Below are 11,985 nucleotides of genomic sequence, written 5' to 3' on the forward strand. Positions count from 1 at the left end.
GAGCATGTCCCCCTTGAAGATGCTGCGCCGCACGGCGCTCCTCGCCTCCGCGGCGGCCGTGATGCTGGGCGGCGTCGCCACCGCCGCCTTCGCCGACCCGGTGGCGATCAAGGTCGCCTACGAGAACAATCCGGGCGAACCGGTCGACAAGGTGATGCACTACTGGAAGGACCTGCTCGCTGAGAAGAGCGGCGGGGAGATCACGCTGGAGCTCTATCCGAGTTCGCAGCTGGGCTCGAAGAAGGACGTGACCGAGCAGGCCATGATGGGCCTGAACGTCATCACCATCACCGATGTGGGCTTCCTGGCCGACTACGACCCGGATCTCGGCATCCTGTTCGGGCCCTACCTGAGCGACAACCCGGAAAAGCTGTTCAAGATCTATGACGGCGAGTGGTTCAAGCAGAAGGCCGAGGAGCTGCGCTCCAAGGGCATCCGCATCGTGATGTCGAACTATCTTTACGGCGTGCGCCAGCTGATCGCGACCAAGCCGGTCCACACCCCGGCCGACCTCGCCGGCATGAAGGTCCGCGTGCCGAACAACGTCATGCAGATCAAGGCGTTCGAGGCGATGGGCGCCACCCCCACCCCGATGCCGCTGGGCGAGGTGTTCACCGCGCTCTCGCAGGGCGTGATCGACGGCGTGGAGAACCCGCTCTCGGTGCTCTACGGCCAGAAGTTCCACGAGGAGGCCAAGTATCTGAGCATGATCGGGTACCTGACCAACACGGCCCTGTTCGTCGGCGGCGAGGCGTTCTTCGCGAGCCTGCCCGAGGAGCAGATGAAGATCATCGACGAGACCGCGCATGAGGCCGGCCTCTACAGCCAGAAGATCGCCATGGAGGAGGACGCCGCCACCATCCAGAAGATGAAGGATGCCGGCGTCGAGGTGATCGAGGTCGACCAGGAGCCCTTCAAGGAGCTGACCCGCAAGGTCTACGAGGAGTTCCCGGAGTGGACCCCGGGCCTCTACGAGCAGATCCAGGCGGAACTGCAGTAAGCGCATTCCGCGTCCATCGCAAAGCGGCCGGCCCGGAAGGGCCGGCCGCTTTGCCGTGATGAAGAGCCCCGCCCCATGAAACGCTTCTCCGCTCCGATCATCTGGCTGGCCGGGATCCTGCTGGTCGCCCTGATCGTGCTGTTCAACGCGGCGGTCCTGATGCGCTACGCGTTCGGCCAGCCCATCCACTTCACCGAGGAGGTCTCCGGCATCCTGCTGATCTGGATCGTGATGATCGGCGCCATCGACGCCGAGCGCCTGAACCAGCATCTGGCCATCAACGTTGTCACCGACCTGCTCCGCGAAAAGCCGCGCCTGGTGCTGGACTTCCTGACCGACGTCGCCTCGGTGATCGTGCTGCTGTTCGTCGCCTGGCTCGGCTGGAAGCTCGCCAACACCGTCCAGTTCAAGCTCACCGGGATCCTGCGGATCTCCTGGTTCTGGATCGACCTGGCCATTCCTGTGGGCTTTGTCGGCGTGACGCTGGTCATGGCGTCCCGCGCGGTCCGCTCCTTCCAACGCCTGCGGCTGCGAGATCGCGCATGAGCCTGGTCATCATCTCCCTGATCATGCTGGCCGCGTTCGCGCTGGGCATCCGGCTCTATATCGGCATCCTGATCGCGGTCCTCTCCTATTTCCTGTTTTTCGGCTCGGTGCCGCTGGTGATCGCGATCCAGCGCGTGGTCGGCCCCACCGAGAACACCTCGCTGCTCGCGATCCCGTTCTTCATCATGCTCGGCACGCTGATGTCGCACACCGGCATCGCCGAGCGGATGCTGAAGCTGGCCGACCTGCTGGTGGGCCGGATCCGCGGCGGCATGGGCCTCGCCAACATCCTGCTCTCGACCCTGATGGGCGGGATCAGCGCGTCCAACCTGGCCGACGCCGCGATGCTGACCCGGATGATGGTCCCGGAGATGGAGCGCCAGGGCTATGACCGCGCCTTTGCCGGCGCCGTCACCGCGGCCGGCTCGCTGGTCACCCCGATCATCCCGCCCGGCATCGCGCTGATCATCTATGCGCTGCTGGCCGACGTGTCGGTCGGGCAGATGTTCATGGCCGGCATCCTGCCGGGCATCATGTGCGCGCTCCTGCTGATGCTGGCGACCTGGGTCACCGCGGTGAAGCGCGGCTACAAGCCGGCCCGGGAAGCTTGGCCCACCCCGCGCGAGGTCGGCACCACCCTGGTCGGCACCTGGCCGGCCGCCCTCTTGATCATCGCGATCATCGGCGGCATCCGCGCCAACGTGTTCACGCCCACCGAAGCCGGTGCCGTCGCGATCGTGCTCGTGCTGATCATCGGCTTCGTGATCTACAAGGAGATGCGCCTCTCCCACGTGGGCGAGGCCCTGGCCGAGACCGCCCGCTCGACCGCTTCGGTGTTCCTGGTGATCATGGCCAGTTCCGCCCTGGCCTGGATCTTCTCCCTGGAACAGGCCGGCGCTGCCCTGTCGCAGCTCATCACCAGCATGGACGCCGACCAGGTGACCTTCCTCCTGGTGGTGAACGCCGTGCTGCTGGTGGCTGGAATGTTCATGGAAGGCACCGCGCTGATGATCGTGCTGGTGCCGCTGCTGCTGCCGACGGTGAAGGCGCTGGGCATCGATCCGGTCCATTTCGGGATCGTGATCATCTTCAACCTGTCGATCGGCACGCTCACCCCGCCGGTCGGCACGGTGATGCTCCTGGTCTGCAACATCGCCAGGATCAGCGTGGCGGCGTTCACCCGCCAGGCGATCCTGCTCTACGCGGCGCTGGGCGCCACCCTCTTGCTGCTGACCTACGTGCCGGAGATCTCGCTGCTCCTGGCCCGCTGACGGGCCTCCTTCCGGCTGGCTTGGGTCGGGTGGCCGGGCTCATGCCCCGGCCACCCGCCTCAGAAGATCAGGGCAAGCAGGCCGATCACCACGAGCAGGCCGATCAGGAAGATGATTCCGACGGTTCCACCAATGAACTTCAACATGGTCTCGTGCCCTTCGTGCTCGGTCCGTGGCAATCCCACAGTGCTCCGCTGCTATAACCGGCGCCGGCCCGACCGGGTTCCGGACCGGTGGGCCGGCGTCGCAGGGGCGGGCGTCCACAAAGCAAGTCCGCTCAATCCCTTCGCCCGCTCAAGGGTGCGACGTCCCGGCGGATGCCGTGCGACGGAAAGATGACGAATCCGCGGCGGGCCAGTGGCGCGGCCCCGGTCGGCAAGCTATATCCCGAATGTGGAGACCACCCGGAATGGAAGGAGCTCGAGCATGTCGCTGCTGGAGCACGTCGGTAGTCTGCGTGTTAAGAAGTCCCAGATCGAAGATATGATCGACCAGGAACAGCACCGTCCCCTCCCAGACCAGACTATTCTTACCCGCCTCAAGCGGGAAAAGCTGAAGATCAAAGAACAGATCAACAAGATCGACGTTCGTACCAGCTCCATGAACGGTAGTTCTCAAACCCTGCAGTAATTTCCCGCCCGCTGAAACTGGGCAGGACGTCCCGCCTTTTCGGTTGCGGGACTTTGCCGAGACGGCGGACAGGCCGCAGGCGCGCGCGGGGGACCCCATCCATCCGATGGTCATCGGCCCTCTCCCGCCTGTCGCCGGAAGTCGCTTCCCGACGGCGTCATGTCTCCCGCGCCGACGACAAGCCTCCCTTCCGGCCAGACCGGTCCGCTGTTTCGAGCCCGCTCGGCATCGCCGCTCCAAGCCGCGATGCCCGCGGCGGCTTCCCCGCCGCCCGATGCTCCCGGTGCCCGGCCGCCTCCCCGCCCGGCATCGCCGCCGCCTCGCGACGCGCTTGCGCATCTCGATAAAATAGGATCAATCTCGCGGCCGGAGACGTGATTTCCGCGGGCCCGTCCGCTGGTCGGCCGTGCCCAGCTACATGCCGCAAAGGCAGATCAGGGGAGGCAGAAATGACGAGCATGGTGCGTCGTGCGGCGTTGGCCGCGGCAGCGTCGATGGCATTGCTGGCAGGATCCGGGGCGGCCATGGCGGCCGGGCCCGAGGTGGTGGAAGGCCCGGGCTACCTGCCCGAGTGCTTCGCGCCCTGGGACGCCGACACCAAATATCTCCAGTGGGAGAAGAAGGAAGGTCCCTACCGGATCGCCCTGGTGAACGGCTTCGTCGGCAACACCTGGCGGATCCAGATGATCCAGACCGCCAAGGTCTTCGCCGAGAGCCCCGGCATCGCCGAGAAGATCGAGGAGTTCAAGGTCGTCTCGACCGGCACCGACGCCGCGGCGCAGTTGGGCGCGATCGAGGACTTCATCAACCAGGGCTACGACGCCATCGTCACCATCGCGGTCAGCCCGGAAGGCTTCGACCGCGTCATCCGCCTGGCCGACCGCAACGGCGTGGTGATGGTGCCGTTCGACAACACGCTCGACACCGACAAGGTCATGCAGGTCAACGAAGACCAGTATGAGATGGGCAAGATGTCGGGCGAGTTCCTGATCAAGGAAATGGGCAAGACCTCCGGAAAGATCCTGGAAGTCCGCGGCGTGCCCGGCAACTCGGTCGACCGCGACCGCCACCAGGGCCTGCGCGACGCGCTGGAGGCCGGCGGCGACTTCGAGGTGGTCGAGATCGTCGGCAACTGGGACACCGGCACCTCGCAGAAAGCCACCGCTGATGCGCTGGCGGTGCACGGCCAGTTCGACGGCATCTTCACCCAGGGCGGCTCGGACGGCACCGTGCGCGCGCTGATGGATGCCGGCCACCCGTTCGTGCCGATGGCCGGCGAGGGCGAGAACGGCTTCCGCAAGCAGATCGCGCAATATGCCGACAAGGGCCTCAAGGGCCTGTCCTATGGCCAGTCGCCGGGCTTGGTCGCCATCGCGACCAAGGCGGCAATCGCGGCGCTCGAGGGCAACACCATGCCCCAGATGATCTCGGTGCCGATCCCGGTCGCCGATTACGAGACCCTGGAAGACGGCGTGAACTACTGGTCGGATCTGTCCGACAAGTTCTTCACCCCCAACGAGTTCGCGCCCTGCGACGTGAACATCAAGGCCGTCGATATCATGGCCAAGAGCGCCGACAACGTGGAGTGAGCCGTCGGGGCCGCGGTTTTTCCGCCGCGGCCCCGCCCGCTTGTCCCGCTCTCTCCGACACGATCACCGGGCCGCGCCGATGACGCCAGACAACTCGCCGTTCCTGGAACTCGCCGGCGTGAGCAAGCGCTATGGCGGCGTGCGCGCCCTGGAGGGCGTCGACTTCGCCTGCCGGCAGGGCTCGATCCATGCCGTGCTGGGCGAGAACGGCGCCGGCAAGTCGACCCTGATCAAGATCATCGCCGGCGTGGTCCAGCCCGACGAGGGCACCATGCGCCTGGCCGGCCAGCCGGTGCGCTTCCGCGACCCGCTGGCCGCCAATGCCGCCGGGATCGTCTGCATCTTCCAGGAACTGTCGCTGATGCCCGACCTCACGGTCGCGGACAATATCGGCATCTCCAACCCGCCGCGCACCCGGCTGGGCCTGATCGACGGCCGCGCCCAGCGCCTCCGGGCCGAGGAACTGCTGGCCAAGGTCGGCTGCGAGGACGTCAACCCGCTGGAGCAGGTCAAGAACCTGCCCTTGTCGCGCCGGCAGATGGTCGAGATCGCCAAGGCGCTCGGCCGCGAGCCGCGCCTGCTGATCCTGGACGAGGCGACCTCGGCGCTCACCAGTTCCGACGTGCTCAAGGTCTACGACATCCTCAAAAGGCTGCGCGAGGAAGGCCTGTGCCTCCTCTACATCAGCCACCGGATGCACGAGATCGAGGAGCTGGCCGACACCTGCTCGGTGTTCCGCAACGGCCGCCACATCGAGACCTTCACCGCCGGCACCCGCAGCGCCGACGACATCGTGCAGCTGATGATCGGCCGCGAGATGGCGCACGTGTACCCGCCCAAGCCGCTACCTTCCGCCACCGCCGCCACGCCCGTCCTGGAGGTCCAGGACCTGCGCTGGACCGACCGGCTGAACGGCATTTCGCTGAAAGTCGGCAAGGGCGAGATCGTGGGCCTGGGCGGCCTGGACGGCCAGGGCCAGCGCGAATTGCAGCTGGCTTTGTTCGCGGTGCTGCGCGGCGTGTCCGGCAAGATCCTGGTCGACGGCAAGCCGATCCATCTCTCCAGCCCGGGCCAGGCCAAGGACAAGGCGATCGGCATGGCGCTGATCCCCGAGGACCGCAAGACCGAGGGCCTGATGCTGCCCATGTCGGTCGCCGACAATCTCGGCATGGCCGCCATGAACACGCTCACCTCCGGGATCTTCGTCGACAAGGCCAAGGAGCGCGCCGCGATCCAGCGCATGGTCGACAAGCTCAAGATCAAGGTCGGCGATGTCGGCAACCCGGTCGCCACCCTGTCCGGCGGCAACCAGCAGAAGGTGGTGATCGCCAAGTGGCTGATGACCGAGCCGCGCATCATCCTGCTCAACGACCCCACCCGCGGCATCGATGTCGGCACCAAGCAGGAGCTCTACCAGCTCCTGCGCGACCTGGCCGACGCCGGCGCCTCGATCCTGTTCTACACCACCGACTATGACGAGCTGATCGGCTGCTGCGACCGGGTGCTGATCCTCTATGACGGCCGGGTCGTGCGCGAGCTGGCCGGCGACGACATCAACGAGAAGGCGATCGTCGCCGCCTCGCTCAACCTGGACACCGAAGCCGGTGCGCCCCTTTCCGCCGAGGCAGCCCCGTGACCGACCTCCGCCTCCGTTTGGGCCAGAACCTGGGCCTCCTGCTCGCGATCGGCCTCTTCCTGCTGTTCTGGCTGGTCTATAACGGCCTGCACCCTAAGGGCTTCTCCACGGCGGTGCTGATTCAGAACGCCAACGAGAGCTTCGTGATCGGTGCGGTCGCCATGGCGCAGACCGTCCCGGTCCTGGCCGGCGGCCTGGACCTGTCGGTGGGCGCGGTGATGACCCTGGTGAACTGCCTGGCCAGCATCCTGGTCAACGGCTCTCCCCTGCAGATGCTCCTTGGCATCGTCGCCTGCCTGGCCGCCGGCACGCTGGCCGGCTGGGTCAACGGCGTGGTGGTGGTGTATGGCCGGATCCAGCCGATCATCGCGACGCTCGCCACCGGGGCAGTCTATATCGGCATCGCCCTGTTCATCCGCCCGACCCCTGGCGGCAATGTCGACGGCGATCTGTCCTGGGCGCTGACCAACGACATCTACGAGTTCTGCGCCACCTACGGCCTGTTCGACGACGGCGAGGCGGCCTGGCTGCAGCCGGTCGCCTGGATCCCGATGCCGATGGCGATCATGCTGGCGGTGATCTTCCTGGTCTGGATCCCGTTCCGCGATTCGGTGACCGGCCGGGGCGTCTACGCGATCGGCTCGTCCGAGGGCGCTGCCTACATGTCCGGGGTGCGCATCGAGCGCTGCAAGATCGCGGCCTTCACCCTGGCCGGCTTCTTCGCAGGCCTGGGCGGCCTCTATCTCGCCCTGCAGACCAGTTCCGGCAACGCCGACGTGCCTCAGGCCGGAGCCTACACGCTGAACTCGATCGCCGCGGTGGTGATCGGCGGCACCTCGCTGATGGGCGGCTCCGGCGGGGCGATCTGTTCCTTGATCGGCGCCATGGTGATCCGGGCGATCTCGTTCAACTTCCGGATCTTCGACATCGCCCCGCTCCTGCAGCCGCTGTTCGAGGGGATCGTGCTGCTGGGCGCCGTCTCGATCGGCGCCGCCCGGGTGTTCCGCATCAAGAACCGCCTCGACCTGCTGGGCTGAACGACCATGGCCACCGGCTCCCTCCCCTCCGCCCAGTCCTCCTGGTCCCTGTCCCCGGAAGACAAGCCGATCCTGATCGCCGGCGGGTTCATCCTGGTGATCCTGGCGATCGGCACCGCCTACACCCTGGCGACGCAAGGCACCGCCAGCTTCCTGAGCCCGGTCTACCTGCTCCAGCAACTCCAGGTCGGCGCTTTCCTGGGCATCGTCGCCGCCGGCATGATGCTGGTCATTCTGCTGGGCCATATCGACCTGTCGGTGCCCTGGACGCTGGCCGCCGGCGCCATGCTCGGCACCGCGGTGGGCGGCCCCTACGCCATCCCGGTGGGTCTCGGCGTCGGCATGGCGGTGGGCCTGGTCAACGGTTTGGGCGTGGCCTATCTGCGCGTCCCGTCCATGATCTTCACCCTCGGCGTCAACGCGGTGATGCGCGGCTTCATGGTGATGCTGACCGGCGGCTTCGCCCCGCAGAGCATCGCCACCCCGCTGATGAGCTTCCTCGCCACCGGCCACGTGCTGGGCATCCCCATGCCGCTGATCGTCTGGGCGGTGCTCTCGGTGCTGATCGTCCTGCTCCTGCAGCGCACCTCGCTCGGCCGCTACATCTACGCGATCGGCAACCGCGAGCGGGCGGCCTATCTGTCCGGCATCAACACCCGCTGGGTGATCATCTTCGCCTTCGTGATGTCCGGCGGCTGCTCGGCCCTGGCCGGCGTCCTGCTCGCCGGCTACTCCACCAACGCCTACCAGGGCATGGGCGACGCCTACCTGCTCCCGTCGATCGCCGCCGTGGTGATCGGCGGCACCCACATCCTGGGCGGCCGCGGCCGCTACCTCGGCACCGTGGTCGGCACCATCCTGATCGTGCTCCTGACCTCGGTCCTCTCGGTCATGCAGATGCCCGAAGCCGGCCGCCAGATCATCTACGGCTCGGTGATCATCCTGATGCTGCTCGTCTACGGCCGCCAGCGCGGCGCCACGGGCTGAAGGAGGGGCCGGCCCCGCCCAACCCCGCTCGCGCACCGCTTACCATGTACCAGATTTTGGTACATATTGGCATCGCAGGAGGTGCCCATGGCGCGCAACACGTCCATCTCGCTCGGCGACCACTTCGCGACCTTCATCGACGCCCAGGTCCAGAGCGGCCGCTACGGCTCGGCCAGTGACGTGGTACGCGCCGGCCTGCGGCTCCTGGAAGAGCACGAAGCCAAAGTCCAGGCGCTGCAGGCAGCCCTGATCGCCGGAGAACAATCCGGCCCGCCCGAGCCCTTCGACGTCGACGCGTTCATCGCCAGAAAGCAAAGCATCGGGTCCTGATGAGCGGCGTTCTCCTCTCCCCGGCTGCCCAGGCCGACCTGGACGGGATCTGGGACTACACGGTCGAGCGCTGGGGCCAGGAGCAGGCTGTCACCTACATCCGCAGCATCCGCGACGCTTGCCAGGAACTGGCGACAGGCCAACGCGCCAGCCGTCCGGTAGGCATCCGGCATGGCTACCGCAAGGCACCCGTCGGTTCGCACATGCTGTTCTTCAGGACCACCGATACTGGCGAGATCGCCATCATCCGCATCCTGCATCGGCGCATGGATGTAGACCGGCACCTGTGACGGGGCGTTGGTCGAGGCCCTTCGCCCGTCGTGGGTCAGCGGCCAGGAAAGCGCGCGCGGAGATGCCGCCACAGCCGTTCCGCCACCGGCCCGTGGGGAAGATCGCTGCGCCGGGACGCCGCCAGGATCTCCACCCCGCCCGGAAGATGCCGCCCGCGGATCCGCACCAGCCGCCCGGCCTCCAGGTCGCCGGCCACCATGAAGTCCGGCAGGTGCCCCCAGCCCATGCCGTGCAGGATGAGCTCCCTCTTCATCGCATGGTCGGGGACCGAGCAGGGGTGCGCGCCCGGGACCAGGAAATGGTCCTCGTTCCCGCCGCGGGCGCTGTCGCGGATCACGCACTGGGTGAAGGGACGAAGCTGGTCCGGCCGCAGATCAGGCCCGAGATGCGGCGGCAGGAAGCCCGGTGCGGCCACCGGCACGAGCCGGATCTCGGCCAGGTCGATCCGCTCGACCGGCACCGCCATGGCCTCGGCGCGATGGAAGATCAGGTCGGCCGTGCCGTGGCGCAGCCGCCCGGCGGGACCGCCCACGGCCTCGTAGTCGAGATGCAGCCGGGTTGCCGCCACGCCGGCGAAGAACTCCGAGAGCAGAGGGAGCACCACCGGCAGCGGGCAGAGATCGCCCAGCACGACGCGCAGCACTGGTTCCTCGCCGCCGGCCAGCAGGCGGGCATGGGCGGAGAGGCGGGCGATCTCGGCCAGGGAGGCCCCGACGTGGGCATGGAACGAGCGGCCGGCCTCGGTCGGGAGGACCCGGTAGCCGCTGCGATCCAGCAGAACCAGGCGCAGCCGCGCCTCCAGCCGGCCGACCGCCGCGAACACCGAGGGGTGCGTCCGGTGCAGCGCCGCGGCGGCGGCCTGAAAGCTGCCGGTCCGCACCACTGCATCGAAGCAGCGCAGGTCGTGCAGCTTGAGCCCGTCATCCTGGTAGGATTCGTCGACACTCATAGTCCGCTCTTGGTAATTTTTTTGGACATCATGGGCCGACAGGATCCGGGAGAACAAGCCGGAGCCAGGTCATGACGCAAACAGCTGCGATCCGCGCGGGCGACGGGTGCCCGATCGCCTACCGCTGGGATGGCGAGGTCGGCCGTCCCGTCCTGCTGCTGTCCAACTCGATCGCCACCGACCATCGCATGTGGGACGGGGCGGTCGGAGCCTTGTCCCGCAGCCACCGGATCCTGCGCTACGACACGCGCGGGCATGGGGGGGCGGGCGCGCCCGCCGGGGCCTATTCGCTCGATCGGCTGGGGCGCGACGTCCTCGAACTGCTCGATGCCCTGGAGGTCGCCCAGGTGGATTTCTGCGGCCTCTCGCTCGGCGGAATGGTCGGGCAGTGGCTGGGTATCCATGCGCCGGAGCGGATCGACCGCCTGATCCTGGCGAACACCTCGCCCTTTCTCGAGCCCGCCGCGCCATGGGACGCCCTGATCGCCGGCCTGGCGACCAAGCCGAACATGGCGGCGATGGCGGACATGTTCATCGGCAACTGGTTCCCGCCAGACTTCGTCGCCGCGCAGCCGCGCGTGGTGGCACAATTTCGGGAGATGATCCTGGCCACCCCGCCGCACGGCCTGGCCGGCTGCTTTGCGGCCGTGCGCGACATGGATCTGCGCCGCACCAACGCCCTGATCCCCAGGCCCACCCTGGTCCTGGGCGGCACCCGGGACAGGGTGACCCTGCCCGCCCACAGCGAGCAGATCGCGCAGGCCATCCCCGGCGCCAGGCTGGCGCTCCTGCCAGGCGTCCATCTGCTCAACGTGGAACTGCCGGACGCCTTTCTCGACGCCGTGACGGGCTTCCTGTCGGGCGGCGCCCAGCACCCCTGAACGCCCGCCAGAACAAAAAAAAGCCGGCGGCGCCACGAACGGCGCCGCCGGCTCGCTCCAACGCCGCGCCTCAGAAGCCTGCGCCGCCGTTCACCTGCAGGATCTCCCCCGCCAGATACGACGCCTGCTCCGACGCCAGGTACAGCACCGCCTGCGCCACGTCGTCCGGCACGCCTTCGCGGCGCAGCGGGATGCGCTCCACCGCGGCGGCGCGGCCCTGCGGGGTGTTGAACACGTCGTGGAAGCGCGTGCCGATCAGGCCGGGCGCGACGCCGTTGACCCGGATCCCGAGCGGCCCGACTTCCTTCGCCAGCGCCCGGGTCAGGGTGGCGACCGCCGCCTTGCTCGCGCCATAGATCGAGGCGCCGTTGCCGCCGCCGTCAAACGCCGCCAGGGACGACATGGTGACGATCGCACCCTTGCCGCGCGGCTCCATCGAGCGCAGGGCGGCGCGGCAGGCCAGGAACGTGCTGGTCACGTTCAGGTCCATCACGTGGCGCCAAAGGTCGAGGGTCGCCTCGACGCAGCGCGCCCGCTTCACCAGCCCGCCGGAATTGGCGAACAGGACGTCGACCGGTCCGAACTCCTGCTCGGTCTTCGCAAAGAACGCGTCGACCGCCTCCTCGGAGGTGGCGTCCACCTGGGAGCCGCGCACGGTCATGCCGCCGCCCGCGAACTCCTTCTCCAGCGCCCGCGCCTCGGCCTCACTGGTGGCATAGGTGAATGCTACCTTGGCGCCGGCCTGGGCGAACGCCCGGGTCGCAGCGCCGCCGATGCCCGACGCGCCGCCGGTGACGACGACGACCTTGTCCTGGAAATTCATGCTCTGCGCCTCGTG

14 protein-coding genes are annotated in these 11,985 nt (G+C 67.8%); 11 read left to right on the top strand and 3 right to left on the bottom strand.

Features of this window, described 5'->3' with window-relative positions:
* Positions 1-61: 61 nt before the first annotated feature.
* The 3 genes from GEMRO_RS0105695 (at position 62) to GEMRO_RS0105705 (ending at position 2,817) form a co-directional block, all read left to right on the top strand.
* Positions 62-1,000, top strand: coding sequence for a C4-dicarboxylate TRAP transporter substrate-binding protein (locus GEMRO_RS0105695; protein ID WP_157505770.1), 939 nt, complete (start codon positions 62-64; stop codon positions 998-1,000).
* Positions 1,001-1,075: 75 nt separating this feature from the next.
* Entirely contained in the window at positions 1,076-1,546 is a 471-nt protein-coding gene (locus GEMRO_RS27850; protein ID WP_035484798.1) for a TRAP transporter small permease, read from the top strand.
* Positions 1,543-2,817 (top strand): TRAP transporter large permease, encoded by a 1,275-nt coding sequence (locus tag GEMRO_RS0105705; protein ID WP_027133234.1) that lies wholly within the window; start codon positions 1,543-1,545, stop codon positions 2,815-2,817. Before GEMRO_RS27850 ends, GEMRO_RS0105705 begins: the two co-directional genes overlap by 4 nt.
* Before the next feature lie 59 nt (positions 2,818-2,876).
* On the opposite strand, the gene GEMRO_RS36055 is transcribed toward GEMRO_RS0105705, so the two are convergent.
* Positions 2,877-2,996 (bottom strand): small membrane protein YohP, encoded by a 120-nt coding sequence (locus GEMRO_RS36055; protein ID WP_456071360.1) that lies wholly within the window; start codon positions 2,994-2,996, stop codon positions 2,877-2,879.
* A 247-nt stretch (positions 2,997-3,243) separates the two neighbouring features.
* Here GEMRO_RS36055 and GEMRO_RS27855 point away from each other — a divergent pair, with 247 nt between their 5' ends.
* The 7 genes from GEMRO_RS27855 to GEMRO_RS0105745 all read left to right on the top strand — a co-directional run bounded on the left by GEMRO_RS27855 (position 3,244) and on the right by GEMRO_RS0105745 (position 9,316).
* Positions 3,244-3,447 carry a YdcH family protein gene (locus GEMRO_RS27855; protein WP_035484799.1) on the top strand — a complete coding sequence of 68 codons (204 nt, stop codon included), beginning with the start codon at positions 3,244-3,246 and terminating at the stop codon, positions 3,445-3,447.
* Between the two features lie 458 nt (positions 3,448-3,905).
* On the top strand, positions 3,906-5,036 hold the full coding sequence (locus GEMRO_RS0105720; RefSeq protein WP_027133235.1) for a sugar ABC transporter substrate-binding protein: 1,131 nt from the start codon (positions 3,906-3,908) through the stop codon (positions 5,034-5,036).
* A 79-nt stretch (positions 5,037-5,115) separates the two neighbouring features.
* Positions 5,116-6,672, top strand: coding sequence for a sugar ABC transporter ATP-binding protein (locus GEMRO_RS0105725; protein ID WP_027133236.1), 1,557 nt, complete (start codon positions 5,116-5,118; stop codon positions 6,670-6,672).
* Complete coding sequence (locus GEMRO_RS0105730; protein WP_027133237.1) at positions 6,669-7,709, top strand: ABC transporter permease; 1,041 nt, start codon at positions 6,669-6,671, stop codon at positions 7,707-7,709. Before GEMRO_RS0105725 ends, GEMRO_RS0105730 begins: the two co-directional genes overlap by 4 nt.
* Positions 7,710-7,715: 6 nt before the next feature.
* Entirely contained in the window at positions 7,716-8,696 is a 981-nt protein-coding gene (locus tag GEMRO_RS0105735; protein ID WP_027133238.1) for an ABC transporter permease, read from the top strand.
* Between the two features lie 87 nt (positions 8,697-8,783).
* Positions 8,784-9,026, top strand: a complete 243-nt coding sequence (locus tag GEMRO_RS0105740) for a type II toxin-antitoxin system ParD family antitoxin (protein WP_027133239.1) — start codon at positions 8,784-8,786, stop codon at positions 9,024-9,026.
* On the top strand, positions 9,023-9,316 hold the full coding sequence (locus tag GEMRO_RS0105745; protein WP_027133240.1) for a type II toxin-antitoxin system RelE/ParE family toxin: 294 nt from the start codon (positions 9,023-9,025) through the stop codon (positions 9,314-9,316). Before GEMRO_RS0105740 ends, GEMRO_RS0105745 begins: the two co-directional genes overlap by 4 nt.
* Positions 9,317-9,351: 35 nt before the next feature.
* Here the strand turns inward: GEMRO_RS0105745 and GEMRO_RS0105750 are convergent, their stop codons facing one another.
* Complete coding sequence (locus GEMRO_RS0105750) at positions 9,352-10,266, bottom strand: LysR family transcriptional regulator (protein ID WP_051328742.1); 915 nt, start codon at positions 10,264-10,266, stop codon at positions 9,352-9,354.
* Positions 10,267-10,337: 71 nt separating this feature from the next.
* Here GEMRO_RS0105750 and GEMRO_RS0105755 point away from each other — a divergent pair, with 71 nt between their 5' ends.
* Positions 10,338-11,147, top strand: coding sequence for an alpha/beta fold hydrolase (locus GEMRO_RS0105755; RefSeq protein ID WP_027133242.1), 810 nt, complete (start codon positions 10,338-10,340; stop codon positions 11,145-11,147).
* A gap of 70 nt (positions 11,148-11,217) precedes the next feature.
* On the opposite strand, the gene GEMRO_RS0105760 is transcribed toward GEMRO_RS0105755, so the two are convergent.
* Positions 11,218-11,970 carry an SDR family NAD(P)-dependent oxidoreductase gene (locus GEMRO_RS0105760; protein ID WP_027133243.1) on the bottom strand — a complete coding sequence of 251 codons (753 nt, stop codon included), beginning with the start codon at positions 11,968-11,970 and terminating at the stop codon, positions 11,218-11,220.
* Positions 11,971-11,985 lie beyond the last annotated feature (15 nt).

Source organism: Geminicoccus roseus DSM 18922 (assembly GCF_000427665.1).
Taxonomy (GTDB): Bacteria; Pseudomonadota; Alphaproteobacteria; order Geminicoccales; family Geminicoccaceae; genus Geminicoccus; species Geminicoccus roseus.